We start from the raw sequence: 25,407 nt of genomic DNA on the forward strand, positions 1-25,407 counted from the left end.
CAAGCACGGGGTTTGCGTTAAACCGCGCTCCATCAAGGATCCAGTTGCGGGAAACCGTCAGGCCATCCGGGCCGATCCACTGCTGCTGCTGCGGGCCCGAAGTGTCCGCAATAAACGGATACGTATGACAAAATTTAGTGATCTGAAGCTCGCCCCCAAAGTTCTCAAAGCGATTGCGGAGGCCGGTTACGAAAGTCCGACACCGATTCAAGCCGGTGCGATTCCGCCTGCGCTTGAGGGCCGTGATGTTCTGGGTATTGCCCAGACCGGCACTGGCAAGACGGCCAGCTTCACCCTGCCGATGATTTCGCTTCTGGCGCGCGGTCGCGCCCGGGCACGGATGCCGCGTTCGCTGGTGCTCTGCCCAACCCGCGAATTGGCGGCACAGGTGGCGGAAAACTTCGACACCTATTCCAAACACCTGAAACTGACCAAGGCACTGCTGATTGGTGGTGTCTCGTTCAAGGAACAAGAAGCGCTGATCGACCGTGGTGTTGACGTGCTGATCGCCACCCCCGGCCGTCTGCTGGACCATTTTGAGCGCGGCAAGCTGCTGCTTACCGGTGTGCAGATCATGGTGGTGGACGAAGCGGACCGGATGCTGGACATGGGCTTCATCCCGGATATCGAACGCATCTTCTCGCTGACGCCTTTCACCCGTCAGACGCTGTTCTTCTCGGCCACCATGGCGCCTGAGATTGAGCGGATCACCAACACCTTCCTGTCCGCCCCTGAGCGGATCGAGATTGCCCGTCAGGCAACCACCTCGGAAACCATCACCCAGGGTGTGGTGATGTTCAAAGCCAGCCGCAAAGACCGTGAGGGCAGCGAAAAACGCCGCCTGCTGCGGGCGCTGATCGACGGTGAAGGGGAGAAGCTGACCAACGCGATCATCTTCTGTAACCGCAAAACCGACGTGGACATCACCGCCAAATCGATGCGCAAATACGGCTATGATGCCGCTGCGATCCACGGCGATCTGGACCAGAGCCAGCGGATGAAAACCCTGGATGCCTACCGTTCGGGTGAGTTGAAGTTCCTGATCGCCTCGGATGTGGCGGCGCGTGGTCTGGACATTCCCAGCGTCAGCCATGTGTTTAACTTCGACGTGCCCGGCCACGCCGAGGATTACGTGCACCGCATTGGCCGGACCGGTCGTGCCGGCCGTGAAGGCACTGCGATCACCCTGTGTGTGCCGCGCGATGAAAAGAACCTCGGCGACGTTGAGGCGCTGGTGAAACAGGAAATCCCGCGTCTGGAAAACCCGATCAAGGATGTGAAGCCGACCCGTCGTCGCAAAGACAAGGTTGAGGCCGACGCCCCGAAAGACGGCGCGCAGGAACAGCCTCAGGCGGAAGAAAAAGCGGCAGAGAAGCCCAAGCGGGGCCGCCGCGATGACCGCCGCGAAGATCGTCGTGATGACAACCGCCGCGATGACAACCGCAACGAACGTGGTGACCGCAATGATCGCGGCAACCGTGGCAAACACGGCAAAGGCGGCCGCAACAACGTTGTGGGCATGGGCGATCACCTGCCCAGCTTTATCGCGCTCAGCTTTGATGAGCGCCGCGCCGGCTAAGCATGGCATACCATTGACTTAAAGAAGCTCCCGAAGGCCCCTTCGGGAGCTTTTTCATGCCTTGGGAAGGGGCTGAGAGGGGCCCAAAGGAAAACAGCCGCCCAGTGGGACGGCTGTCAATCAGTTGCTCTGCCTGATGCGCACAGTCAGTTCAGATAGGGCATCGGATCAACACTGTTGATGCCTTTGCGCACCTCAAAGTGCAGGTAGTTCGATTCCCCTGAGCGGATCTTGGCGATCGACTGACCGCGGGTGACGCTGTCCCCCTTGGCGACAGAAATGTCAGCGACATTGGCGTAAACGGTCAGCAGGTTGTCGGGGTGTTTGACCACCACGATTGGCACTTTTTCAGCGTTGGTGATGATCGCGGCGACGGTGCCGGCCTCAGCCGCTTTGATCGGGGTGCCGGGGGCGGCGGAGAAATCGATGCCCTCATTCTTACCCTTTGAAAACTCACGGAAGATCGAACCGTTCACCGGCATAGCCAAACGCCCACCTGAGGGGACTTTGCTCAGATCAGGGGTGTTGGCTTTGGCCTGCGCTTCGGCTTCTTTTGCGGTTGGGGTTTTCTCATTCGGCAGCGGTTTGGAGGCCGAGGGCGGTGTGGGCGTCGGTGTACCTTGGCCGGGGACTGTATCGCTGCTGCGGGCGGTCTTGATCTCGGTCGAGGCGGGTACAGGCACCAGCAGGTACTGACCTTCGCGGATGGCGAAATCAGGGCCCAGGCCGTTCCATTCAGACAGCGACTTCACGCTGACGCCATAGAGGCGCGAAATGGTATAGACGGTTTCGCCGCGCGCCACCTTATGGCGCAGCGGTTCAACGCCGGTCTGGGCATTGTCCTCTTTGCTACTGGCAATCGGTTCCAGGGTGGTGGTTTCCACCGATTGCGGTGTGGCATTGTCGATCGCATTGCCGGCCAGCGCGGCGATATCCACGCCTGAGGGTGGCTGGATCGGCCCTTCACCGGTTTCCGAAACCCGGCGCGGCAGGGCCAGCACTTCGTTGTTGCGCAGCAGCGATTTGGTCTCAAGCCCGTTGTAGCTGGCCAGTTCCTGCGCATCGACGCCGATGCGGTTGGCCACATCCTGGACCGAGTCACCGCGTTTGGCGACAGCAACCTGATAATTCGGGTAAGAGATTATGCCGCGATCATCAGGGCGGGGGCGATCTGCGGTGATATTCTGGGCGGCGTCCGCGGTGTTGAAGGCACCGCCAAAATTGCCGCGCATGTCAAAGTCCAACGGTTGACTGCAAGCGCTGAGGAGCGCCAGCCCGCTGGCGGCGACAAGCCATGTCCGGGGACTTTGGCGAAGTGTGGACATCTCGATTTCCTCTGCCTCTCAGGTCTGCCTCAGGCGATACCCCTGTTTGCCGGGGCCTTGCCAGTTGATCATCAAGCGATCTTAGAACGTGTGCTTTTATTGGTCTTTAACGACCATTTTACGCGATTGCGCGCAAAACGGCCAACATCACGCAAATTTGCGCGCCTTTTTGCCTATTTAGGCGTCTCGGCCCAGACCTTCAACCAGTGGAACGAAACGCACGGGCATCAATTCGTCGTAGTCAAATCCATCTTCGGTCCGGGTGACGCGGATCAGGCTTTGCACGTGATCTGATTGTCCCACCGGCAAGACCATGATGCCGCCGACCTTCAGCTGTGCCAGTAGCGGTGGCGGCGGATCCTCGGCGGCGGCGGTGACCAGAATGCGGTCAAACGGCGCCTGATCAGGCAGGCCAAAGCTGCCGTCGCCCAGGATGCTGGTGACATTGGAAAGATCAAGCGCTTCAAAGACTTCGCGGGCTTCTGCGACCAGCCTGCGATGGCGGTCCACGGTATAGACCCGGCGCGCCAACTGGCTGAGGACCGCGGCCTGATAGCCAGACCCGGTGCCCACTTCCAGCACCTTATCGCGCGGGCTGATCTGCAGCGCCTGGCTCATCAGCCCAACGACTGAAGGCTGGCTGATGGTCTGTCCGCAAGCGATGGGCAGCGGCATATCCTCATAAGAGCGTTCAGCGAACAGCCCCTTGATGAACAGCCCGCGATCAATTTTTTCCATCGCGCTCAAGACACGCTGATCCGTGACGCCCTTGGAGCGGAGCGCAAAGAGGAACTGCATCTTGCGTGTGGCGATGTCGTCTTCGCTCATCTGTCGCTTTCCAGAGATTTCAGCCGCTCCAGCGCGTCATTGGCGGTCAGATCCGCACGCATTGGGGTGACGGAAATATAGTCATCAAGGTTCACCGCCGCATCAGTGCCGGGCAGGGTGGGGCGACGCTGATCGCCCCCACGGACCCACAGGTAGCGTCGACCAGTGGGGGAGGTGTGCGGCTCTACCGCAAAGCCAGGGCCACGACGATAGCCTTGCGGCGCCACACGCACGCCTTTCACCTCGGCCGCCGGGCAGGGCGGGAAGTTCACATTGAAGAACAGGCGATAGTCCTCTTCCTGTTCGGGCATCTGTTCCAGGATCTGGCGCAACAGGGGCACGGCGTGTTCCGCCGCGGCCTCAAACGGGTTTTCAGCGTTATAGGTTTTCGGCCCCAGATATTGGCTGAGGGCAATGGCGCGCACGCCCTGTAAAGCCCCCTCCATCGCGCCGCCCAGCGTACCGGAGTAGAGCGCGTTTTCGGCCGAGTTGTTGCCGCGGTTCACGCCAGACAGGATCAGATCCGGCGGCGTGTCTTTCATCACGTCATGCAGACCGACCAGCACACAGTCGGCGGGGCTGCCCTCGGCGGCAAACCGGCGTTCGCCTAGTTTGGCGACCATCATCGGGTGGGTGTAGCTGATGCAATGGCCAACGCCGGATTGTTCAAAAGCCGGGGCAACCACCCAAACCTCACCGTCCGGGCCGGCCAGTTCACCCGCGATTGCTTCCAGCACCTTTAGGCCGGGGGCGTTGATGCCGTCATCGTTGGTGACCAGAATACGCATGGCTGTGCCCCTTACCCTCAGCCCCTGATGGGGCGATCTGCCTTATGTCTTCAGGCCTTTAGTAGGGGAGCGGCGCGAATGGGGCAAGCGCCCGCAAGGGGCACCCGCCAATGGCGTGGGCGCTGTGTTGTTCTTAAGCGACGCCCAGACCTGCTAGCAGGCGCTTGGCCTCTTCCGCCGGTTTGGCCAATGCGTCGCGGTCTTCGCCGGGGAAGAAACGGGCGCGGTTGGCGGTGGCCAGGGGCTTGGGCTGCAGGATATGGACCTTGGGCCCGGTGGCGGCGGTTTCCGCCGCCCAGGACCGGGCCAGATCGATCTGCGCGGATTTGGTGGCGCCATAGGCCCCAAAGAACTTCTGCCCGCCGCGCGCGTCCTCAAAGAACAGTGCGGTGCCGTCCTCACCCAGAAGCGGGGCAACATAGGTGATCAGACGGCCGGTGGCGGTGACATTGATGTTGACCGACTTGTCCCAATCCTTGGCGTCGATGAACTGCGCCGGGGACAGGGGGGGGGCATGCACTGCGGCATGGGCCCACAGATCAATCGCGCCCCAGCGGTCATAGATCGAGCGGCAGAGCTGTGCCATGGCATCGGGATTGGTGATGTCCATCGGGGCCAGGGTGGCCTGTCCGCCTGCGGCCTGAATACGGTCATCCAGCTCTTCCAGCGCGCCGGTGGTGCGCGCCACGGCAACGATGTGGTGGCTTTGGCAAAGCGCTTCGGCCAGGCCTGCGCCGAGGCCACGCGATGCGCCGGTGATGAGTGCGATTTTCTGTGTCATGACGGGGATGTGCGGCCTATTGGGCAAGAGGTCAAGGGCAAAGCGCTGCCCTGCGCTGCTTAGTCGTGTTGCAGATGGGGGCGGATGTCCTGGCCAAAGGCGGCGTAGATATCCAGAAGCTGATCAAAGCTGATCCCGTTTTCTTGCGCCTCCGCCAGCTTACCAGATTGCGCCAGCGCGATCGGGCGGGCCTCAGGGCCGGGGAAATGCAGCAGGACCGGCAGGGGATCTTCGGTTTCATCTTCAAAGCCAGGCAGCTGGTTGACCAGCGTCGCCGGCGCATCATCCACCGCCGGGGCATCCGCGCCATCAAAGGTGTCGAGATAGGCATAGAAGGCTTCGGGCGAAAGTTCGACCCAGGGCGTAACATGCAGTGCCTCATCGTCGGCGCCTTGGATGGGGAAACTCATGACCACGCGGACAAAACGCTGTTCACCCGCACGGCACAGGTCGGCGGTCAGCTGATCCTCCCCCTGTTTCACAAAAGGCTGGTCGTCGCGCGCCTCATGCGGCCAGGGGCCGGGGTGATCAAAGCCAATGTCAAAGACACCGGAAAACCCCTGATCGGAGCCCGGCATCACGCGGTTGGGGTCATTGAAACGCCGCCAGCGGGCATCAAGATCAAGTAGGGCCATCGGGCACACCGTTGCTGTCTTCTGTTGGCGCCACGGTATGGGGCGGGGCCGGGCGCTGCAAGTAAGAAGCCGGTGCGGGCCGAAAGGTCGGAGCCTCCGGCGGGAGTATTTTGGGAACGATGAAAGGGGAGGGGCGGCGCTTAGGCGGTGCTTAGGTGGTGGCAGGCAGGCGCATCTGACGCTGGTCATCCCCGCGGGTCAGGGTCAGCGCGCCGCTGTGGATGGCGGTTACCTCAGCGCCCTCCAGTATGTCACCCGGGCGCACCTTGTGAATACGCCCAGCACCCAGATGCACATAGGCGCGCGGGCCCTCGGGCGTCAGAATCGTGCCGAGCAGGCTGGCATGGCCCATCGGCAGCGCAGACCGCTCGGTCGCGGCAGCGTCAATTGTCAGGCTGCGCTCCAGCCGGCCTCGAACAGACATCACGGGTTACTCCACTACACCAGGAAAGCTTGGCAAGAACTGTGCCGAGCCGGGAAACGGTGCCTCAGAAGTGTTGTGATTGTCTTGAAACGGACAAAAAACAGGGGGCACGCGGCCCCCTGAATGTTTCGTATTTAGATCAAATTGCGCTTATTCAGCGGCTTTCAGCTGGAAGCCTTTTTCGATCATATCGCTTGGCACAACCGGGTATTCGCCGCTGAAACAGGCGTCGCAATACTGTGGGCAGGATTTGGAGCGGCCATCGGCTTCGCCCACGGCGCGATAGAGGCCATCAAGCGTGATGAACTTTAGGCTGTCGACCGAAAGGTGCTTGCGCATCTCTTCTTCGCTCATCGTGGCGGCCAGCAGCTTTTCGCGCTGCGGCGTATCGACACCGTAGAAACAGGGCCAGGCGGTGGGCGGTGAGGCGATGCGGAAATGCACCTCAGCAGCACCTGCATCAAGGATCATTTCCTTGATCTTGCGCGAGGTGGTGCCGCGCACCACCGAGTCATCAACCAGAATGACCCGTTTGTCTTTGATCAGCGCGCGGTTCACGTTGAGCTTCAGGCGCACACCCATGTTGCGGATCTGCTCGGTCGGTTCAATGAAGGTCCGGCCCATATATTGGTTGCGGGTGATGCCCAGACCAAAGGGGATGCCGCTTTCATGGGCAAAACCGATGGCCGCAGGCGTTCCGCTGTCCGGCACGGGGCAGACCAGATCGGCCTCCACAGGGGCTTCGCGGGCCAGTTCCACACCGATCTGACGGCGGGTTTCATAGACCGAACGGCCGCCGATGATGCTGTCGGGGCGCGAGAAATAGACATGTTCGAAGATACAGAACTTCGACGCTTGTTGGCGGAAGGGGAAGTGGCTCTCCACGCCGCCCTCGGCGGTGATGACAACCATTTCGCCCGGCGCGATCTCACGCACAAATTCGGCACCGATGATGTCGAGCGCGCAGGTTTCCGAGCTGAGCGCCCAGCCGTCACCGACCTTGCCCAGCACCAGCGGGCGTACACCAAGTGGGTCGCGCACGCCGATCAGCTTGGTGCGGGTCATCGCCACAACCGAGAAGGCGCCTTCGACACGGCGCAGCGCATCTTCCATCCGCTCAGGGATGTTGCGCTGAAGCGAGCGCGCCATCAGGTGGATGATGCATTCACTGTCGCTGGAGGACTGGAAGATCGAGCCACGCTCGATCAGCTCTTTGCGCAGGGCTTCGGCGTTGGTGATGTTGCCGTTGTGGGCAATCGCCGCGCCGCCCATCGAGAACTCGCCAAAAAAAGGCTGCACATCACGGATGGCAGCCCCTTTGGATCCAGCAGTGGAGTAGCGCACATGGCCAATGGCCAGCGGACCGGGCAGGGTTTTCATCAGCGACTGGCTGGTGAAGTTATCGCGCACATAGCCGAAACGGCGTGCGCTGTTGAACCCGTCTTCGGGGTCATGGGCAACGATGCCGCCGGCTTCTTGGCCGCGGTGTTGCAAAGCGTGCAGGCCGAGGGCCACGAAGTTTGCGGCATCAGCAACGCCGACGACGCCGAACACACCGCACTCCTCCTTTAGCTTGTCGTCATCAAAGGGGTGGGCGAGGGGCATAGGCTTGGACAAGGGGATGCTCCGAATCCGTTCGCTGGCAGTTGGCCCCCGTATAGGACGTGCGAGCGCGGCTGTCATCAAAGGATCACAAAAGAATTTGTGCTGAACAGTCGCGTGCCTAAAATGAGGACTAAATCGCAGGGCAAAAGGGCGGAGGATGAGATGCAACGTCGCAGCGTTTTGGCTCAGATGATTGGTGGCTTGGGGGCTGGTCTGACCGCTGGCCTTGCAGGGGTGAAGGCCACAACGGCAGAGGCTGCAGAACAGGGCACAGAACAGCACGCTGGGGCGTGGTATGTGCCTGCCGAAGAGGTCCCGCATGAGCTGACATTCATGCAGTTTCCGGTGGCCTTGTCGGTTTACGGCGATCGGTGGTTTTTGCAGCAGGCTCAGACCACGATTGCCGAGATTGCCAATACGATTGCAGAATTTGAACCGGTCGTGATGCTGGCCGCAGCTGGCGATCACGCCTCCGCACGGCAGCTCTTGTCAGATAAGGTGACGCTCTGGGACATCCCGACGGAGGATCTGTGGTGTCGCGACAGCGGCCCGATTGTTGCGGTGGATGGCACCGGCGGGCGGGCCGTGCAGCACATCCAGTTTAACGGCTGGGGCGGCAAACAGCGCCATCGTCGCGATGGCCGGGTGGCGGAACGGGTGGCGGAGCGTTTGGGCCTGCCGCTTTTGCCCACAGGTCTGGTGGGCGAAGCCGGCGGTGTGGAGCAGGACGGCCACGGCCTGCTCTGCGCGCATGAAAGTTCCTGGGTGATCAGCAATCGCAATCCCGGAATGCACCGCGATCAGGTGGAGGCGGCGCTGCTGGCGGCCTATGGCGCGGACCGGATGATCTGGGCGCCGGGGGTGAAGGGGCAGGACATCACCGATTATCATATCGATAGCCTGATGCGGTTCACCGGGCCGGGGCGGGGTCTGATCAACCTGCCTGAGGAGCCGGATTTTGACGATCCCTTCCATATCTCAGCCTTTGAGACACATGACATCCTGCAAGCAGCCGGCGTGGCGCTGGAGGTGATTTCCGAACCAAACGTGCGGCGCGTTCAATCGCTGGATTTCGTCGCCTCATATGCCAATTACTATGTCTGCAATGGGGCGGTGATCGCTGCTGAATTTGGCGACCGAGAGACCGATGCAGCGGCCGAGCGGGCCCTGCGCCGTCTTTACCCCGGCCGTGATGTGGTGATGCTGAACGTTGATCCCTTGGGGGAGTTGGGCGGCGGCATCCACTGCGCCACGCATGAATTGCCCAGCGGATGAAAAGATACCGCATTGACCTGCCAATTGAAGTGAGCTTTCGTCGTCGCACCAGTTATTTAGAATGGGCATTTTTTAATGATGAATGGACTTCGACCCGTCGCTGTGCGGTCATTTCTTTTTGTGTGTGCTTCGGTTTTTGCGGTTTCAGCAACTGCGGCCGCGGCGGACTGCGTTGATTTAAGCAAGGGCACCGGTTTCACGCTCACACGTAATGAACCGTTTTTTCAGGTCACCAATCGGCTGGCGCAGGACGGAACCGTGCGGGAAGATCGGACAATGGAAAGGGACGGAACGACCGAGCGGGTCAGCACAGAATATTGGAACGGGGTCATCGCGGTGGATCGCAAAACGGCTAAAAGTCGAATTGAAATGCAGGTGCCGGCGACAGCGAAATCGCTGGATCTGAGTGTGGGGGGGAAGAAATATACCTTGCCGATGACGATGCACATCAATGGCAAGGATTTCGGGCGCGGTACCTATATTGTGCGCCCAATCAAAAGGACCGATGTGCAGATTGGAAAATGCCGTTATCCCGCGATGATCGTGCGCACGACACTGCGGATGGAAAACAGGGCGGATATAAACGAAGAGGCCTTGCTGAGCCTTGAGGCTGGCATGCTGCTGGGAAACGTTGCAATGACCGCCACGTGGCAGCCCAAACATGGCGTGTTGTTTGATCGGATTGAGGGCCACGAGGCACTGGTCCTAACAAAAAACGGCGCCTCGTGGGGCGCCGTTTGGAAACTCTCTGGTGAATGGGACTACAGCTCGCAGCTGCTGACCAGATCTTCGTACTTGGAGGTGATCCAGCCCAGCGATGCGCTTGGGTCGCGGTCTTCGATTTTGCCGGTCATTGAGGCAAAGACCTTGGCTGAGCGGCTGTTGTCCACCATGGCAACGTCCTGACCCACCGCGACGGTTTCGTAGACGAAGAAGGTGATCGCCACCAAGAGCACGCCGCGCAGCACCCCGAAGAGGAAGCCCAGACCCTGATCCAACCCGCCCAGGATCGATCGCTGCACCAGCGATGAGAACAGCGGCGTAAAGAGTGATGCCACCACCAAGACCAGTGCGGCGACCACAAAGGCGGCTGACAGCATCGACAACTCGCAGCTGTCGGCGATGAAATCACCCACAACGGGGATCTCTTTGACCAGCGGTTGCACTTTCGGGGCGAACATAAAGGCCAGCACAGCGGCCAGAATCCAGCCAGCAATCGCCAGCGACTCGCGGACTAAGCCACGCGAATAGGCCAAGAGGGCCGACAAAATGATGACCAGCGCGACAACGCCGTCGATGATGGTGAAACCGTCCATGGTCCGTTTCTTATCCCTGTTCCCTATGTGACGCCTCAGCCAGCGCCGAAAATATCACCCACAAAAGCGGTCAGGTCTGCATATGAGCGCAGGCTCAACCCATCGCCCCCGGTGATCTTGCCGCCAGACGGAACGATGGCTGAGGTGAAACCAAGTTTTTGCGCTTCTTTCAACCTGTTTTCGCCCTGACCCACCGGTCTGAGCGCCCCGGAGAGCGAGATTTCACCGAAAACCACCGTATCCGCCGGCAATGCAGCGTCTTCGCGGGCCGACAGCAGCGCTGCCGCAACGGCCAGATCTGCGGCGGGTTCCTTGACCTTCAGCCCGCCTGCCACGTTCAGATAGACGTCCAATCCGGCAAACGGGATGCCGCAGCGGGCCTCCAGCACGGCCAGGATCATCGCCAGACGTGAGGCATCCCAGCCCACCACCGACCGGCGCGCCTGCGCGTGGGGTGAGGGGGCGATCAGGGCCTGAAATTCGACCAGCACCGGCCGGGTGCCTTCGATACCGGAAAAGACCACCGATCCGGGCGAGGGCTCCCCCCGTTCAGAGAGGAACAGGGCCGAGGGGTTCAAAACCTCCGACAAGCCGCCACCGGTCATTTCAAAAACGCCGATCTCATCCGCGGGGCCAAAACGGTTTTTCACCGCACGCAGGATGCGGAACTGATGGCCGCGCTCACCCTCGAAGTAGAGCACGGTATCCACCATATGTTCGACCACACGCGGCCCGGCGATCTGACCTTCTTTGGTGACATGGCCGACCATCACGATGGAAATGCCTTTGCGTTTGGCAAAGGTCGTCAGCTCATGCGCGGCGGCGCGCACCTGGCTGACCGATCCCGGCGCGCTGTCGACATTGTCAGCCCACATGGTCTGGATCGAGTCGATGATCGCCAACTGCGGCATCTCAGCCTCCAGCGTGGTCAGGATATCACGCAGGTTGGTTTCTGCGGCCAGTTTCACCGGCGCATCCGACAGGCCCAACCGCTGGGCCCGCATCCGCACTTGCGCCGAGGCCTCTTCGCCGCTGACATAGATGGTTTTCAATCCCGCCTGGGCAAACCGCGCTGCCGCCTGCAGCAGCAGGGTGGATTTGCCGATGCCGGGATCGCCGCCGACCAGAATGGCACTGGCAGGTACCAGGCCACCGCCCAACACGCGGTCCAACTCATCCAGCCCACTTTGGGTGCGCGGTGGCGGGGCTTCTTCGGTCGACAGGTCGGTCAGTTCCAAAGCGGCACCGCGTTTGCCGCCCAGCGATTTGGACGCGGGACCGGCCGACAGCGGCGTGTCCTCAACGATGGTATTCCATTCGCCGCAGCCGTCGCAGCGGCCGGACCATTTGGTGAAAGAGCTGCCGCAGGCGGAACAGCTGAAGGTTTTGTTTTGCTTGGCCATGGGCTGTTGATGCAACAGCCACGCGCAAGGGTCAAACGGCGATTTCGGATCGCGTTTCCTGTGGCGGGATCACCCGTTCGGGTGAGGTAGCGATGAGACAAGGTTTAATAAAATGCCGCTGAAGCGCAGGAAATCCTAGGGGAATAAGTGGTGCACGGACCTAATACGCGCGCCGGAGACGCGCCCGTGTAGCCTATCAGTGCTGATTTTTACCGAGACATTTTGAGCAGCGTTGCCCGGCGAATTGTAGGGGACATGCAATGAATTCAATTTCCACTTCGCGGTTGACTGCCGCAACACTGGCGCTGCTGTGCTGCGCTGCCCCGGCTGCCTATGCGCAGTCTTTGGGCAAACTGACCTATAGGGCCACCATTTCAGGCACCAAAGCCCGGATGATGGCTGGGTCTACTACGTCGACAACAATCGAGAAATCTCTGCCGGGTTTACCGAGTTTTTGGTGAAGCCGACATTCACGTCGCCGCCACCACGACCTGTGCCCGGTGCTCCAGCCCCTGCCGGTGGGGGGGAAACTGTTGCGGTGATGGATGAACTACCAGTGATCGAGTTCAGGCCCCATGTGCGCGTTGTCAGTGTGACACACACAGGCGTGCCCTCAAGTGAGAGCGATCTGGCGTTCTACTCTACCGCGCCCGAAAGCTTCCAGCGGTATGATGGCGCCCTGCGCGGAACCAGGACCTTCTACGTGGGTCGCATTCCCGAAGGAATGGGGTTCGGCATCAAGTTTCGCGACGAAACAGAAGGCACCTACCTCGCCTTTGCCTCCTCCGAACAATGGGTTGGGACCACCTCCTTTGAATATCAGCTGGAGTTCTACAACCTGATCGTCGAACATCTGCTTGCTGGCCCAACGGCGCAGCAGCAGCTGGATGAAACCGGTTCGATCATGGTGCAGACGGGCCTGGGCACGATCCTGATCACCCGAACCAATGTGCGCGATGCGGTCGCGGGCAGCTTTGCCAGCCGGGACAACACCGTCTTCATGTCCACGCAGGGTCGTGATGCCGGCACCGGCACCATGATGGGTGACACCTATGTGTGGATGCGCGTTTCGGGCTTCCGATCAGAGGAAGATGATCGCAGCTTCTCCAGCCCGCTGTTGCAGCTGGGTGTGGATGTTGAGCTGAATGACAACCTGCTGGCGGGTCTGTCGGTTGGGCGCGCCAACCTCGATGCGTCCTCGCCTGATTTCAGCTACACCGGTCAGCAGACAATGGTGCAGCCTTATCTGGGGTGGCGCAGTGGCGACTGGCACGGCACCGCGTCGTTGAGCCTTGGCAAGATCGACTATGATGAGATCACCCACTCCGGCGGCACCGCCGCGGCGGAGGGCGATCTGCGTGCCTTCAGTGCCGAGGTGAAGCGCGACATCGATCTGGGCAAAGGGCGCACACTGACCCCCACCTTGGGCCTCAGCAAAGGCCGCGTGGAGCTGGCCAGCACCTCTGGTTCGCTGGCAGGCAGCGGGGTGGGCGAAAGCGTTGATTTCACCCGTGCCTCCATCGGGGCGGAATGGCGCCAGGCGCTGAGCGCTGGCTCACTGACCCTGGGACTGAGCGGGGATTACACCGACACCAATGCGCCGATCGCGCTCAGCTCGGGCGAATATGACCAGAACGGCTGGGCCGGCACGGCCTCGCTGGGGTTCCAGACGGAACTGGCCAACGGCTTCTCAATCGATCTGGGGCTGTCCCTCGGCGGCCTTGGTCAGGACTTCTCAGAGCAAAGCGCCTGGCTGGAGATCGGTAAAAAGTTCTGACGCGCAGAACTTCATGAGACGGAGAGCGGGGGCGATGCTGCATCGTCCCCGTTTTTCTTGCCACTGAGGCGCTGGCGTTTTTCCGCCAAGGACAGGCCGAGGGAGGCCAGAATGCAGCCGGTAAACAGATATAGGCCCCAGGCCACCTCAACCGTGCCAAGGCCAATGCCCTTGGCCAGCACAATATAAAGCGCGATCAGGAAGATATCTGCCATCGCCAGTTTGCCCAGCACGGTCAACACCGGCAGGGCCCGGCGGTCCAGCAGGTGAAACTGCACCAGCGCCAGCCCCAAGGTTTTCACATAGGGGGCAAATAGCGCGAAAAATGTCACCAGTAGCGCCAGAAACACATCACTGCCCCACAGGCTCTGCAGGCCGGAAATCACGCTGATCTCACTCAGGCCAAAGAGCGGCAAGAGCCCGGCGCGCAGCAGCGGGGCAAACCAGGCGACCGGAAACAGCACCAGCAGCAAGAGGTTGAGAATACGGGCCATTTTGCGCGGTCTCCCTATGTCTACCTGCGTGTTATCGGCGTGGCTGAGAGGTAAGCAGCAACGCCACCCGCTGCAAGGGGTCAGCCCAAGATGCCCCAGCCGGTCAGGGCAATCATCGCCGTCATCGCGCCAAGCGCAGGCAGATCGGCGCGGCCCCAGCCATCCTCGCGCCCCAGTCGGAACCAGTCAAACAGCAGCCAGCCATAGATGCCAATCGCAGCGAAATCGCGGAACTGACGCATCTGCAGCTGTTGCAGCCAGGCGGGCGGCATCAGCCAGCACAGGAACAGCAGCACCGCCGCCACCACACAGGACCACGCCGCGCGCGGCGGGTGTGGGCTGCGCAGGCGCATCAGGGCGGCGATGGCGACCAAAACGGGTAGGGACAGAACGCAGAAGCGCAGCAGCGTCAGCACCCATGGCGACAGATCCGGCAGGTAGGTGGCAATCAGCGGTGTATCAGGCATGTTGGCCCCTCCCTTGTTGCCCAGCCTCAGGGCCTAGCGTACAGCCCCAATCGGGCCATCGGCGCGGCCGTGAATAAATTGATCCAGATAAGGATCGCCCGAGGCATCCATCTGCGCCACCGGGCCCGTCCACTGGATGACGCCATCGTGCAGCATCGCCACATTGTCGGCAATCGCGCGGACCGAGGTCATATCGTGGGTGATGGTCATGGCTGTTGCGCCCATCTCCACCACAATCTCACGGATCAGGTCGTTGATGACGCCGGACATGATCGGGTCCAGACCGGTGGTCGGCTCATCAAAGAAAATGATCTCAGGCTCGGCGGCAATGGCGCGGGCCAGTCCAACCCGTTTCTGCATGCCACCTGACAGTTCCGACGGGAACAGATCCGCTACATCCGGGGTCAAACCAACGCGGCGCAGCTTCTCAATCGCGATGTCGCGTGCCTCGGCCTTGGGCCTTTTCAACGCGCCGCGCATCAGGCGGAAGGCAACGTTCTGCCAGACCGGCAGGCTGTCAAATAACGCACCGCCCTGAAACAACATGCCAAAACGCGCCAGAAAGGCATCGCGATCCCCCGTGCCGACGTCCTGCCCATCCAGAGTGATCGAACCGCTGTCCGGGGTCACCAGGCCCAGAACCGATTTCAACAGCACTGATTTGCCGGTGCCTGAGCCGCCGATGATCACCATCGATGTGCCCTTGGGGATGGTCAGGTTGACCCCCTGCAGCACTTTCTTGGGGCCAAAGGCCTTATGGACATCTGTCAGCTCAATCATGCGGAAAAGAACAGCTCTGTAAGGATATAGTTGGCAGCAAAGATCAGGACCGAGGCGGCGACAACCGCCGATTTGGTCGCCGCGCCAACGCCCTGCGCCCCACGGCCCGAGTTCATGCCGTAAAAACAGCCCACCGTGGCAACGATGAAGCCAAAGACCGCGCCTTTGATCAGGCCCGAGGTCACGTCAAAGACCTCAAGGAAATCGACGGTGTTTTTCAGATAGGCGGCGGCGTTAAAATCCAACCGGCTGACGCCCACCAGATAGCCGCCCATGATGCCGATGACATCGCCCACAGCCACCAGACAGGGCACCGCCAGGGTGGCGGCCAGAACGCGGGGCAGGGTGAGGTATTTCATCGGGTTGGTCGACAGGGTGACCAGCGCGTCGATCTGTTCGGTTACCTTCATGGTGGCAATCTCGGCCGCGATAGAACTGGCGACACGTGCCGCCACCATCAGGCCGCCAAGGACTGGCCCCAATTCGCGCACCATGCCGATGGCCACAATCGAGGGCACAACCGCCTCAGCCGAAAACCGTGCGCCGCCTGCGTAAATCTGCAACGCCAGCGCGCCGCCGGTGAAAAGCGTGGTCATGCCGACCACCGGCAGGCTCAGCCAGCCGATCTGCACCAATGCGGTCAGAAATTCGCGGGTGTAAAACGGCGGGCGCAGCAGGTGGCTGATGGTTTCCGCCGCAAACAGCGTCAACCGCCCCACCATGGCCAGCATCGCCAGCACCTGCGCCCCAAGGCCGCCTATCACCCGCACAACACTCATCCGCCGATATTCTGGCGCTGATAACGCCGCCCCATGGAGGTCAGGATTTCATAGCCGATGGTGCCAGCGATATCCGCCAGATCATCAACCTGTTGCTGGTCATTCAGGATCTCAAGCTGATCCGGGGCTTCGGCCAGATCGGTGATATCCACGGTGATCAGGTCCATCGACACCCGACCCACCACGGGGCAGGCGGTGCCACTTGCAAAGACATTGAGCGTTGCACCGTTCAGGCCGTTGCCGATCATACGGTGCAACCCGTCGGCATAGCCCGCCGCCACGGTGGCGATTTTGCTGGGCCGTTCGGCCACCCAGGCGTTGCCGTAGCCCACGGCCTCGCCGACAGCGACATCACGGATCTGGATCACCGGCAGTGCCACTGTCACCACGGGCCTTGCATCTTCAAAGGGCAGACCGCCATAAAGCCCCACACCGGGACGGACCAGATCGAAGTGATAGTCCGGCCCCAACAGGGTTCCGCCGGTTGCCGACAGGGACCGCGGCACGGTCACACCTGACGTCATTTCTGTGAAACAGGCCAGTTGCTGGGCATTCATGGGATGATCAGGCTCATCGGCGCAGGCCAGATGGGACATCACCAGCCGCAGATCCCCGGCCTCAGCGCGCGAACGGACTGCGGCCCATTCTGCAGGTTCCATCCCCAGACGGTTCATGCCGCTGTCCAGCTGCACGCCATAGCCGCGATGGGGCAGGGCGCTGAGGTGACGGTCCAGTTGCGCGGCGGAGTTCAGCATTGGGATCAGATCGAGATCGCGGATCAGATCGGTATCCCCTGCGCCGTGGCCGGAAAAGACGCAGATCTCTGCCCCGTCGCAAATCGCCTCACGCACCGGGATCGCTTCCTCGGCGGCGGCAACGAAGAACCGGCGCACCCCTGCCGCACACAGAGCCTTGGCCACGCGGCCAGAGCCGAGGCCATAGCCATCCGCCTTGATCACCGCGGCGGTTTCAACCGAGGCGTTGGATTTTGCATCAAGCGCCCGCCAGTTGGCCACCAGCGCATTGAGGTCGATCGTCAGAGTAGAAACAGTCATGGCGCCTGTTTTGCCAGACGCGTGGGGCGGGTCAAGATGAAAGCGCAACCACCCCGCCAAAACGTGGCGCGTTGAGGCGCGGCTGCCCAATGTGAGTATTTGGGGAACATTGAAAGGGGGGCGGGGACAGGGGGCGGGTGTTGCCCCCCTTAAGATTTGGCAAACGGAAATGCGGCTTAATAGCCCTGGTCGTCCTGCTGCCACTGTTTGACAAGGTTGCCAAAGCGGGTGAACTGCGCCTCAAATGACAGCTCCACGGTGCCGATGGGGCCGTGACGCTGCTTGCCGACGATCACCTCGGCTTTGGCGTGCAGGCGTTCCATCGCCTCTTTCCACTCTTCCATCTTTTCCAGCTCATGATCGCCGGGTTTTTCACGTTCCTTATAGTATTCCTCACGGAACACGAACATCACCACATCCGCATCCTGTTCGATCGAGCCAGATTCCCGCAGGTCCGACAGCTGCGGGCGTTTATCATCGCGGCTTTCGACGTTACGCGACAGCTGGGACAGCGCGATCACCGGGATGTTCAGTTCCTTGGCGATGGCTTTCATGCCCATCGAAATCTCGGCAATTTCGTTCACACGGTTGTCTGACATACCACGGCAGAGCTGCAGGTAGTCGATCACCAGAAGGTCCAGGCCATGGGTCCGTTTCAGCCGTCGCGCCCGCGCGGCCAGCTGGCTGATCGGAATCGCCGGCGTGTCATCGATGAACAGCGGACAGGCCTCAAGATCCTTTGCGGCCTGCACAAACCGGCGGAATTCTTCCTCGGTCATGTCACCCTGACGGATCTTGTGGCTGGAAATTTCCGAGGCTTCGGCCAGAACACGGCCGGCCAGCTGCTCGGCGCTCATTTCGAGCGAGAAGAAGCCGACAACACCGCCGTCCACTGCGCCTTCGGTGCCGTCCTGTTTCAGACCGCGTTTGTAGGCCTTGGCGACGTTGAAGGCGATGTTGGTCGCCAGCGAGGTTTTCCCCATCGAGGGACGCCCCGCCAGGATCAAAAGGTCCGACGGGTGCAAACCACCAAGCTGTTTGTCGAGATCGACCAGACCGGTGGAGATCCCCGCCATGCCACCGCCGCGCTGATAGGCTTCGTTGGTGACATTTACCGCTTCAGTGACGGCTTTCAGGAAGGATTTGAACCCCGACTCGGTCTGGCCCTGCTCGGACAGCTGATAAAGCTTCTGCTCGGCATCAACGATCTGTTCTTTCGGCTCAGAGGCCACATCGACCCGGCGCGCCTTTTCCGAGATGTCACCGCCCAGGCGGATCAGCTCGCGGCGGATGGCCAGATCATAGATCATCTGCGCGTAGTCACGCACCGCAAAGGCCGAGATGGACGCCCCCGCCAGCCGGACCAGATACGCTGGTCCCCCAAGCGCCTTGAGGCCCTCGTCTTCCTCAAGGAACGCTTTCAGCGTCACCGGCGTTGCCAGTTGGTTTTTGGCGATGCGGGCGGCGGCCACCTCGTAGATGCGCTGATGGACAGGCTCATAAAAATGCTGCGCATTAATGACCGAGGCAATTTTGTCATAGACATCATTGTTGGTCAGGATCGCGCCAAGCAATTGCTGCTCGGCTTCGATCGAATGCGGCATTGGATCAGTCGCTTCCGCCTCTTCTTTTGGCGCAGCGCTGTTGATCGGAGCGATTTCGTTCATTGTTTTTACTGTCCCCCAGTGGGTGGAGGTTTTACTCGAAGCGGCGTTTGCCGGGCAAATTGTATGTTTTGGTGGACCACCCTGTGCAAGACCTGTGAATGGCCTGTGGATAGATTGGTCCTACATCATTTTGTCGGCTGCGGCTGGTTTCTGTCAATATCTGGATGTCTCACAGCCAGAAGGTGGAAAAGGCACGCCAGATGACCCTGCGTGGATCGGCGTGCCTTTGCCTATGGCTGCGGCTCAACGTTGGATGAGCGGCGATCGCGCGGCGGATCAGCCTTTTTTGTTGGCTTCCTGCCAGGCGCGGGGATCGTTCAGGAACGACTCAACCTCGTTCAGCGTTTCCTCATCAAAGGCTTTCTGCGCCTTGGCTTCGGCCAGCACATCCCACCAGGTGCAGAGGTAGTGCAGTTCTACGCCATGATCGCCTAGACGTTTCGTGGTCTCAGGGAAGATGTCGTAGTAGAAGATCACCGCGGTGTGGCCGCACTCCGCGCCGGTTTCACGGATCGCATCCACAAAGGACAGCTTGGAGCCGCCATCGGTGGTCATATCCTCAACCAGCAGCACGCGCTGGCCTTCGGTCATGACGCCTTCGATGCGGGCGTTGCGACCGTAGCCCTTGGGTTTCTTACGCACATAGGTCATCGGCAGCGCCATGCGTTCAGCAACCAGCGCGCCAAAGGGGATGCCTGCGGTTTCGCCACCGGCGATGTTGTCGAAGGCCTCAAAACCGGCGTTGCGCATAACGGTGACGGTCAGGAAATCCATCAGCGTGGTACGGATCCGTGGGAAGGAGATCAGCTTGCGACAATCCACATAGCTGGGCGAGGGCAGGCCCGAGGCCAGCGTATAAGGCTCACGCGAGTTGAAGTTCACCGCACCGATTTCCAGCAGCATACGGGCGGAGAGGCGGGCGATTTCTTCTTTGGACGGGTAGGACGTTGGGATCATCTGGGCAGCACCTTTATGAAGCGATCAGCAGCTCGCGCGCTGATAGCCGATCTATGGCGGCGATGTCGAGAGGGGTTGCGGTAGAGGTCGGGCGAGGTAGTGTGGCGTGGGTAATCTTGGGTTGTGCTGTGGGGCTTGCGAGATCAACTAGGTGTCGATCATAAAGAGATCTGCGCCAACTTCCTGCGCGCATAGCTGTCAGATAGTGGGTTGCTGCCGATTGCTTTGATTTGTTGGTGTACTGAGGCTGTGAAATTGCAGGTGCTTGTGGATCGTTATGATATCCTAAAGCACTTGCCGCCCAAGCTGAACGAGCTGGATGTTCATGCGGTTTGCGATGAAATCCGCCGGCAAGAAATTGAAGAAGATGCTCGCGAATAGGTCTTCGCCCAACAAGCAATGTTGGGCCGCGCCGAACCGCCCCCACGGGGCGGCGCGTTCGCACCACCCCTCGGTTCGGCGCTAGGTCTTGCTAAGCTTTGACAGCGCCTACCCAGGCAGGCGCAGCCTTTTGTTCTCGAGCGTAACGCTTACGCCACTTTCCAATGCACCGGGAAGCCGGGGTCGAACACGGTGACGGGGCCGTCTTGGGTGTCGATCTGCTGCGGGAAGGCAGTGGGCGCGTCGCCTTTGGTCAGGGTCAGCGTGCCCTCGTTCACCGGCAGGCGGTAGAAGTTCGGCCCGTTTTCGCTGGCAAACTTGGCGAGGTTGTCCAGCTTGCCTTCTTCCTCAAACACATGCGCCAGGAGCGGCATGGTGTTGGTGGCGGTGAAGCAACCGGCACAGCCGCAGGGCTGCAGCTTGTTGGCGTCCGTGTGCGGCGCTGAGTCGGTGCCAAGGAAGAAGCGCGCATCGCCCGAGGTCGCGGCGGCGCGCAGGGCGATCCGGTGCTCTTCGCGTTTGGCGACGGGCAGGCAGTAGTAATGCGGTTTGATCCCACCGACCAGAATGTGGTTGCGGTTGATGATCAGGTGGTGGGTGGTGATTGTGGCGCCCAGATCCTTGTCCTGGCTGCGCACGTAATCGGCGGCATTGGCGGTGGTGATATGTTCCATCACAACACGCAGGCCCGGGGTGGCTTTGCGGATCGGATCCAGCACCCGGTCGATGAACACGGCCTCACGGTCGAAGATATCGATGTCGTGGTCGGTGACTTCGCCATGGGTGCAGAGCGGCAGACCGATCTCGGCCATCTTTTCAAGCACCGGACGCACCTTGTCAAAGTTGGTCACACCGGAGGAGGAGTTGGTGGTCGCCCCCGCGGGGTACAGCTTCACCGCCTTGACCAGCCCGCTGGCATGGGCGGCGGCCACATCTTCAGCGTCGGTGTCTTCGGTCAGGTAGAGCGTCATCAAGGGTTCGAACGCCATGCCCTCAGGCAGGGCCGCCAGAATGCGATCCCGGTAGGCGGCGGCATCCGCGCCCTTAACCACCGGTGGCACCAGATTGGGCATGATGATCGCACGGGCGAAATCGCGGGCGGTTTCGGGCAGGACGGCCTGCAGCATCGCGCCATCGCGCAGATGCAGGTGCCAGTCATCGGGGCGGGGAATGGTGATGGAGGTGCTCATGGCCCCGCGCTTACACAAATCTACGCTGAAGTGCTAGAGCCCTAAGAGCGGCTTATGCCTCTGCGCCGCCTTCTGGCGCGGGCTGGTCAGCCTCCGAGGGGGCTACCGGTTCAATCCCGGGGATGCGAATTTTGCCTTCGCGGGCTGCAGCCTCCAACGCGTCAAGGCGGCGGCGGATCCGTGGGGCGCGCATCCGGCTTGTCACATTGCGGCAGACCATCGCGGCCATCCAGGGCCGTTCAGCGGCATCCATGCGGGCGATCAAGCCACGCAGGTAGCGTGGATAGTCACGGCGGGCGCGGGAGAGGCGGGCGAATTCTTCTTCGCTGAAGCGATCCTCGCCAATGGCCTGCAGGATCGGGAACAGCAGTTCCATGCTCAGCAGGTCCGACTGCAACGCGCTGCCCATATTGGGCAGGCGCAGCTTGGTGACATTGCGGCGGGTGAACAGCGCGGCATGCATCGCGTCCAGCTCTTCACGCGGGTCATAAAGTACGTAGCCCTGTTGCGCGGCATCCATCATATCGGGCGCGTAGCCAAAACGATCCGTGAAGGAGGTGCGGCGCATTTCAACAAAGCGATTGTCCCATTCGGTGACGCGCGGGTCCAGTGTGGCCTGTGGCTGGATTGCCAGCACATGTGCGCCGGGCGAAGCGACCGAAAAGGCCGCAGCCGCATAGCCACAGGGGCCTGCACCATAGAAAATCACCCGGTCAAATTCCTCAAAGAACCCGTCATCGATCAGCTGGTCAAAGAAGCCATAGACCTCTGGCGCGCGGAACCATGTGTCCCCATCGCTGATCACCGACAGGTGGGACCAGCCCAGCGAACGGGCGAAATCCCAGCCCAGCGGCTGTGCGCTTTCGGAAAGGGCCTGAATGCCCTGACGGGTTTCAAAGGTTACCAAGAGGATCGGTTTTTCATCCACGAAGCCAGCACAGTGGCGCGCGCCCAGGGGTTGGAAAAAGCCGGTTTCTTGGGTGATCTCGCTAAAACGCTCCAGCCATTCAGCTTTCTTCAGGCCGTTCAGCGGCGTGTCGAGCGGGTTGGGCGCGTCCAGCATATACTCAGATCCTCAGTACCGTGCCCTTTGGGGTGCAACCTGCACCCGGGGCTTTTGGGGGGCTTTGTGGGCTTTTGAGGAAATTTGACCTGAGTTTGCGGCCAAAATGCGGAGAAACGGCGGGAATCCTAGGGCCTTTGGGGCTGTGAGGCCGGCGAATTGGGCGGAAATGTGTCGCCCGCCCGATGGCATTGGTCGGTCGGCGTTGAACGCGCAGGGGCTGTCCCTACTTAAACAGAGATTGTTTGGCGAAGGTATTCTGGCAGGAGAGGACAATGGATCGCAGAGCGTTTTTGAAACTGGGCGGTGCCGGTGCAATTGCAGCGGGCACGGGCTACGCTTGGGGCCAGTCGGCAGCGCGACAGCTGCCACTGATCCCGATGACCGATCTCACCGCCGGGATTGAGGGACGGATCGCGCTGAACCTGCAATCGGCGCAGCATGATTTTGGCACCGGGGCCTCCAGCGCCACCTTTGGCATCAACAACAGCTATCTGGGGCCGGTTCTGCGGGTGAAGCAGGGCCAGGTGCTGCCCTTTGATGTGATGAACAGCATCGGCGATGTGACAACAATCCACTGGCACGGGCTGCACATCCCCGGGGATGTTGACGGCGGTCCCCATCAGGAGATTGAGGATGGCGCGACCTGGTCGCCTGACGTGCCGATTGTGCAAGGGGCCTCAATGAACTGGTTCCATTCACATATGCACGGAAAAACCGCGCAGCAGACCTACACCGGTCTGGCAGGTGTTCTGCTGATCGAAGACGAGGGGAGCCTGGCTGCAGATCTGCCCAAGACCTATGGCGTGGATGATTTCACCCTCGTCCTGCAGGACAAGATGTTCGATGCCAGCGGGCGGATGAGCTATTCGCTGACGGGCGACACAATTGAGGAGGGGTTTCAGGGCGATACCCTCGTGGTCAACGGGGCGATTGCGCCGGTGGCGCAGGATGTGCCGACGGGATTGGTGCGGCTGCGACTGCTGAACGCCTGCAACGCGCGGTTCTTGGAGCTGTCGATGGCGACGGGGCCGATCACAGTGATCGCATCCGATGGTGGCTTCCTTTCATCCCCTGTTGAGGTGGAGAGCATCGTGATGTCCCCCGGCGAACGCTATGAGATCCTCGTTGATATGGCGGCTGTCGAAAGCAACGCGCTGACCGTCAACCTGAACGGTGGTGATGTGGGGTTCTTTGCCAGCCTGTTTGGCGGCAATCAGAGCACGGTTGCGCTGCACCTTAATCGCACGGCGCAGGCAGGCTTCACCGGGGCGATGCCAAACCGACTGGCTGTGTTGGAGCCCCCTAAACGGTCTGAGGCTACGGTGACCCGGTCGTTCCAGTTGGACATGGATCTGGGCGCTGATCTGACCGCACTGGCGCTGGCGTGGGATAATGTCTGCGGCGATGCCGGGGCGATGGCGATCAATGGTCAGCCAATGAAGATGGACCGGATCGACGAAAAGGTGACCAAAGGCACCACGGAAATCTGGCGCATCACGGCGGATGAACAACAGCATCCCTTCCACGTGCACGGCTGTTCCTTCCGTATCCTTCAGCAAGAGGGAGGTGCAGCCCCCGCCTATGCGCAAGGCTGGAAGGATATGGTGCATGTTGGCGAAGGCTGGTCAGAGATCCTGGTGCGGTTCGATCATGCAGCGCCGGCCGATGCGCCGTTCATGTATCACTGTCACATTCTGGAACACGAAGACTGCGGCATGATGGGGCAATTCACCGTGACGTAACAGTGGCTTAACGCAAACTTACCGAGCCTACTTGCCCGAGGTTTCTGCCGCGTTGACCCGCGCCTTATTGGCGTGATGGGTCAGAAACTTCGCGGCTTGCTCGGGCACGGGCTGACTGGGCGGGGTCATCAGCAGGCGGGAAAACAGGGCGCGCGATGGCTCTTCTGACAGCAGGGCCTCAAACCGGGCGTGGCGCCAGGCGACGGCCTGCTGGTGCAGGGCGGCAAGCGTTTCGTCGGCCTTCAGCTGATCCATCGCCGCCAGCATTTCCGGCGCCAAAGACTGGATTGAGCGGTCTTTTTCCACGTTAAAGTTACGTTCCACCCAGTAATCCAACCCCAGCCGATCCGCCTCATGCACGGCGCGGCCACGATCGGCCTTCAACACATAGCTTTCCATTGTGCCCAGCGGGTAATGGTTCAGCTGCGCCAGCTTGTAGTTTGACTGGCCGTAGTTGGAAAAGATCCGGGTGCGGGCAAACTTCTCAGGCAGTTCGCGGCCCTCACCGTCAAACCAGCGTTGGTCTTTCAGCCGCTCAGGATCGGGGTTGCGCGGGCGATGCACCCCCAGCTTGCCGTAGGTGCCATCATTGCGAAACAGTGTTTTGAACATCGCCGCGCGCCAGGGCCAGTGTAGCACCACGGGTGCGGCGGCAAAGAAGGTCTGGGTGATCGGCACATCATTGTAGCGGATCTGGCCGGCGTTGCCGAACAACCGCCAGGTCAGCGGGATCGCCGTCGCCTCGGGCAGGGCATCGAACAGCGCCTCTAACGTGTGATTGCCCACATGGATGTTCACAAATTCATCGATATCCAGCGTCATCACCCAGTCTGCATCCTGCATCAGGGGGTGTTTTTCAGCCAGCTTATAGGCGGCGAACTGAATGCCGCCTTTGCCATAGGGGCCGTCATTGCGAATATGGGTCAGTTCGCCCATGTCCTGCAACCGGTCCAGCATCTGATCGGTGCCGTCCTGACAGTCGTTTGAAAACACAAGGAAATCGGTGAAGCCGACCTGTTTGTGATGGGCCAGCCATTCCAGCAGGAAGGCCCCTTCGTTGCGTAAGGTCAGGATGGCAAGCGCGCGCATTGGG

24 protein-coding genes are annotated in these 25,407 nt (G+C 60.9%); 5 read left to right on the forward strand and 19 right to left on the reverse strand.

Annotated elements, in window-relative coordinates; translation table 11 throughout:
• The first annotated feature begins 124 nt into the window (after window positions 1-124).
• The gene (locus TL5118_RS03595; RefSeq protein ID WP_058243970.1) at window positions 125-1,579 is read left to right on the forward strand and encodes a DEAD/DEAH box helicase; all 1,455 of its coding nucleotides are present in this window, start codon (window positions 125-127) and stop codon (window positions 1,577-1,579) included.
• Window positions 1,580-1,725: 146 nt separating this feature from the next.
• Here the strand turns inward: TL5118_RS03595 and TL5118_RS03600 are convergent, their stop codons facing one another.
• The 7 genes from TL5118_RS03600 to purF all read right to left on the reverse strand — a co-directional run bounded on the left by TL5118_RS03600 (window position 1,726) and on the right by purF (window position 7,965).
• Window positions 1,726-2,904, reverse strand: a complete 1,179-nt coding sequence (locus tag TL5118_RS03600; protein ID WP_058243971.1) for a peptidoglycan DD-metalloendopeptidase family protein — start codon at window positions 2,902-2,904, stop codon at window positions 1,726-1,728.
• A 177-nt stretch (window positions 2,905-3,081) separates the two neighbouring features.
• The gene (locus TL5118_RS03605; protein ID WP_058243972.1) at window positions 3,082-3,732 is read right to left on the reverse strand and encodes a protein-L-isoaspartate(D-aspartate) O-methyltransferase; all 651 of its coding nucleotides are present in this window, start codon (window positions 3,730-3,732) and stop codon (window positions 3,082-3,084) included.
• Window positions 3,729-4,520, reverse strand: coding sequence for a 5'/3'-nucleotidase SurE (gene surE, locus TL5118_RS03610; protein WP_058243973.1), 792 nt, complete (start codon window positions 4,518-4,520; stop codon window positions 3,729-3,731). The genes TL5118_RS03605 and surE overlap by 4 nt, the downstream gene beginning before the upstream one ends.
• Window positions 4,521-4,653: 133 nt before the next feature.
• Window positions 4,654-5,301: an SDR family NAD(P)-dependent oxidoreductase gene (locus tag TL5118_RS03615; protein ID WP_058243974.1), complete on the reverse strand. Its 648-nt coding sequence runs from the start codon at window positions 5,299-5,301 to the stop codon at window positions 4,654-4,656.
• 59 nt (window positions 5,302-5,360) lie between these two features.
• Window positions 5,361-5,936 (reverse strand): DUF2199 domain-containing protein, encoded by a 576-nt coding sequence (locus tag TL5118_RS03620; RefSeq protein WP_058243975.1) that lies wholly within the window; start codon window positions 5,934-5,936, stop codon window positions 5,361-5,363.
• Between the two features lie 151 nt (window positions 5,937-6,087).
• On the reverse strand, window positions 6,088-6,360 hold the full coding sequence (locus TL5118_RS03625) for a hypothetical protein (RefSeq protein ID WP_058243976.1): 273 nt from the start codon (window positions 6,358-6,360) through the stop codon (window positions 6,088-6,090).
• Window positions 6,361-6,510: 150 nt separating this feature from the next.
• Window positions 6,511-7,965: an amidophosphoribosyltransferase gene (purF, locus tag TL5118_RS03630; RefSeq protein ID WP_058243977.1), complete on the reverse strand. Its 1,455-nt coding sequence runs from the start codon at window positions 7,963-7,965 to the stop codon at window positions 6,511-6,513.
• A gap of 162 nt (window positions 7,966-8,127) precedes the next feature.
• Between purF and TL5118_RS03635 the strand changes: the two genes are divergently transcribed.
• On the forward strand, window positions 8,128-9,240 hold the full coding sequence (locus TL5118_RS03635; RefSeq protein WP_058243978.1) for an agmatine deiminase family protein: 1,113 nt from the start codon (window positions 8,128-8,130) through the stop codon (window positions 9,238-9,240).
• Window positions 9,241-10,001: 761 nt separating this feature from the next.
• Here the strand turns inward: TL5118_RS03635 and TL5118_RS03640 are convergent.
• On the reverse strand, window positions 10,002-10,556 hold the full coding sequence (locus TL5118_RS03640) for a CvpA family protein (RefSeq protein WP_058243979.1): 555 nt from the start codon (window positions 10,554-10,556) through the stop codon (window positions 10,002-10,004).
• Between the two features lie 35 nt (window positions 10,557-10,591).
• On the reverse strand, window positions 10,592-11,959 hold the full coding sequence (radA, locus tag TL5118_RS03645) for a DNA repair protein RadA (RefSeq protein ID WP_058243980.1): 1,368 nt from the start codon (window positions 11,957-11,959) through the stop codon (window positions 10,592-10,594).
• 541 nt (window positions 11,960-12,500) lie between these two features.
• On the opposite strand from radA, the gene TL5118_RS03650 reads away from it, so the two are divergent.
• Window positions 12,501-13,736, forward strand: a complete 1,236-nt coding sequence (locus tag TL5118_RS03650) for an autotransporter outer membrane beta-barrel domain-containing protein (RefSeq protein ID WP_082626317.1) — start codon at window positions 12,501-12,503, stop codon at window positions 13,734-13,736.
• A gap of 11 nt (window positions 13,737-13,747) precedes the next feature.
• Here TL5118_RS03650 and TL5118_RS03655 read toward each other — a convergent pair whose 3' ends face one another.
• The 7 genes from TL5118_RS03655 to TL5118_RS03685 form a co-directional block, all read right to left on the reverse strand.
• Window positions 13,748-14,230, reverse strand: a complete 483-nt coding sequence (locus TL5118_RS03655; RefSeq protein ID WP_058243982.1) for a paraquat-inducible protein A — start codon at window positions 14,228-14,230, stop codon at window positions 13,748-13,750.
• 80 nt (window positions 14,231-14,310) lie between these two features.
• Entirely contained in the window at window positions 14,311-14,697 is a 387-nt protein-coding gene (locus tag TL5118_RS21295) for a hypothetical protein (protein WP_058243983.1), read from the reverse strand.
• Window positions 14,698-14,730: 33 nt separating this feature from the next.
• A complete protein-coding gene (locus tag TL5118_RS03665) occupies window positions 14,731-15,477 on the reverse strand; it encodes an ABC transporter ATP-binding protein (RefSeq protein WP_058243984.1) in 747 nt (248 codons plus the stop codon).
• Entirely contained in the window at window positions 15,474-16,256 is a 783-nt protein-coding gene (locus TL5118_RS03670; RefSeq protein WP_058243985.1) for an MlaE family ABC transporter permease, read from the reverse strand. The genes TL5118_RS03665 and TL5118_RS03670 overlap by 4 nt, the downstream gene beginning before the upstream one ends.
• The gene (gene alr / locus TL5118_RS03675; protein ID WP_058243986.1) at window positions 16,253-17,311 is read right to left on the reverse strand and encodes an alanine racemase; all 1,059 of its coding nucleotides are present in this window, start codon (window positions 17,309-17,311) and stop codon (window positions 16,253-16,255) included. Before alr ends, TL5118_RS03670 begins: the two co-directional genes overlap by 4 nt.
• Window positions 17,312-17,487: 176 nt before the next feature.
• A complete protein-coding gene (locus TL5118_RS03680; RefSeq protein ID WP_058243987.1) occupies window positions 17,488-18,978 on the reverse strand; it encodes a replicative DNA helicase in 1,491 nt (496 codons plus the stop codon).
• Window positions 18,979-19,254: 276 nt separating this feature from the next.
• Entirely contained in the window at window positions 19,255-19,935 is a 681-nt protein-coding gene (locus tag TL5118_RS03685; protein WP_058243988.1) for an orotate phosphoribosyltransferase, read from the reverse strand.
• Window positions 19,936-20,145: 210 nt separating this feature from the next.
• On the opposite strand from TL5118_RS03685, the gene TL5118_RS21300 reads away from it, so the two are divergent.
• Complete coding sequence (locus tag TL5118_RS21300) at window positions 20,146-20,316, forward strand: hypothetical protein (RefSeq protein ID WP_165590011.1); 171 nt, start codon at window positions 20,146-20,148, stop codon at window positions 20,314-20,316.
• A 149-nt stretch (window positions 20,317-20,465) separates the two neighbouring features.
• On the opposite strand, the gene pyrC is transcribed toward TL5118_RS21300, so the two are convergent.
• Together pyrC and TL5118_RS03695 are read right to left on the reverse strand one after the other, a co-directional pair.
• The gene (gene pyrC / locus TL5118_RS03690; protein ID WP_058243989.1) at window positions 20,466-21,506 is read right to left on the reverse strand and encodes a dihydroorotase; all 1,041 of its coding nucleotides are present in this window, start codon (window positions 21,504-21,506) and stop codon (window positions 20,466-20,468) included.
• 52 nt (window positions 21,507-21,558) lie between these two features.
• On the reverse strand, window positions 21,559-22,569 hold the full coding sequence (locus TL5118_RS03695; RefSeq protein ID WP_058260746.1) for a hypothetical protein: 1,011 nt from the start codon (window positions 22,567-22,569) through the stop codon (window positions 21,559-21,561).
• 275 nt (window positions 22,570-22,844) lie between these two features.
• On the opposite strand from TL5118_RS03695, the gene TL5118_RS03700 reads away from it, so the two are divergent.
• Window positions 22,845-24,314 carry a multicopper oxidase domain-containing protein gene (locus tag TL5118_RS03700; protein ID WP_058243991.1) on the forward strand — a complete coding sequence of 490 codons (1,470 nt, stop codon included), beginning with the start codon at window positions 22,845-22,847 and terminating at the stop codon, window positions 24,312-24,314.
• 27 nt (window positions 24,315-24,341) lie between these two features.
• Here the strand turns inward: TL5118_RS03700 and TL5118_RS03705 are convergent, their stop codons facing one another.
• Entirely contained in the window at window positions 24,342-25,403 is a 1,062-nt protein-coding gene (locus TL5118_RS03705; protein WP_058243992.1) for a glycosyltransferase family 2 protein, read from the reverse strand.
• Window positions 25,404-25,407: the final 4 nt, after the last annotated feature.

It is taken from the genome of Thalassovita autumnalis, assembly GCF_001458255.1.
GTDB lineage: Bacteria > Pseudomonadota > Alphaproteobacteria > Rhodobacterales > Rhodobacteraceae > Thalassobius > Thalassobius autumnalis.

Bases quoted from the DNA above. Each gene is read 5' to 3' on its own strand.
- TL5118_RS03670 (WP_058243985.1), bottom strand. From the start codon at position 16,256: ATGAGTGTTGTGCGGGTGATAGGCGGCCTTGGGGCGCAGGTGCTGGCG.
- TL5118_RS03600 (WP_058243971.1), bottom strand. From the start codon at position 2,904: ATGTCCACACTTCGCCAAAGTCCCCGGACATGGCTTGTCGCCGCCAGC.
- TL5118_RS03620 (WP_058243975.1), bottom strand. From the start codon at position 5,936: ATGGCCCTACTTGATCTTGATGCCCGCTGGCGGCGTTTCAATGACCCC.
- TL5118_RS03695 (WP_058260746.1), bottom strand. From the start codon at position 22,569: ATGCTGGACGCGCCCAACCCGCTCGACACGCCGCTGAACGGCCTGAAG.
- surE (WP_058243973.1), bottom strand. From the start codon at position 4,520: ATGCGTATTCTGGTCACCAACGATGACGGCATCAACGCCCCCGGCCTA.
- TL5118_RS03625 (WP_058243976.1), bottom strand. From the start codon at position 6,360: ATGTCTGTTCGAGGCCGGCTGGAGCGCAGCCTGACAATTGACGCTGCC.
- TL5118_RS03665 (WP_058243984.1), bottom strand. From the start codon at position 15,477: ATGATTGAGCTGACAGATGTCCATAAGGCCTTTGGCCCCAAGAAAGTG.
- TL5118_RS03640 (WP_058243979.1), bottom strand. From the start codon at position 10,556: ATGGACGGTTTCACCATCATCGACGGCGTTGTCGCGCTGGTCATCATT.
- TL5118_RS03705 (WP_058243992.1), bottom strand. From the start codon at position 25,403: ATGCGCGCGCTTGCCATCCTGACCTTACGCAACGAAGGGGCCTTCCTG.
- TL5118_RS03680 (WP_058243987.1), bottom strand. From the start codon at position 18,978: ATGAACGAAATCGCTCCGATCAACAGCGCTGCGCCAAAAGAAGAGGCG.
- TL5118_RS03615 (WP_058243974.1), bottom strand. From the start codon at position 5,301: ATGACACAGAAAATCGCACTCATCACCGGCGCATCGCGTGGCCTCGGC.
- radA (WP_058243980.1), bottom strand. From the start codon at position 11,959: ATGGCCAAGCAAAACAAAACCTTCAGCTGTTCCGCCTGCGGCAGCTCT.
- TL5118_RS03605 (WP_058243972.1), bottom strand. From the start codon at position 3,732: ATGAGCGAAGACGACATCGCCACACGCAAGATGCAGTTCCTCTTTGCG.
- TL5118_RS03685 (WP_058243988.1), bottom strand. From the start codon at position 19,935: ATGATCCCAACGTCCTACCCGTCCAAAGAAGAAATCGCCCGCCTCTCC.
- TL5118_RS03635 (WP_058243978.1), top strand. From the start codon at position 8,128: ATGCAACGTCGCAGCGTTTTGGCTCAGATGATTGGTGGCTTGGGGGCT.
- TL5118_RS03650 (WP_082626317.1), top strand. From the start codon at position 12,501: ATGGATGAACTACCAGTGATCGAGTTCAGGCCCCATGTGCGCGTTGTC.
- TL5118_RS03595 (WP_058243970.1), top strand. From the start codon at position 125: ATGACAAAATTTAGTGATCTGAAGCTCGCCCCCAAAGTTCTCAAAGCG.
- pyrC (WP_058243989.1), bottom strand. From the start codon at position 21,506: ATGAGCACCTCCATCACCATTCCCCGCCCCGATGACTGGCACCTGCAT.
- TL5118_RS21295 (WP_058243983.1), bottom strand. From the start codon at position 14,697: ATGCCTGATACACCGCTGATTGCCACCTACCTGCCGGATCTGTCGCCA.
- alr (WP_058243986.1), bottom strand. From the start codon at position 17,311: ATGACTGTTTCTACTCTGACGATCGACCTCAATGCGCTGGTGGCCAAC.
- TL5118_RS03700 (WP_058243991.1), top strand. From the start codon at position 22,845: ATGGATCGCAGAGCGTTTTTGAAACTGGGCGGTGCCGGTGCAATTGCA.
- TL5118_RS03655 (WP_058243982.1), bottom strand. From the start codon at position 14,230: ATGGCCCGTATTCTCAACCTCTTGCTGCTGGTGCTGTTTCCGGTCGCC.
- purF (WP_058243977.1), bottom strand. From the start codon at position 7,965: ATGCCCCTCGCCCACCCCTTTGATGACGACAAGCTAAAGGAGGAGTGC.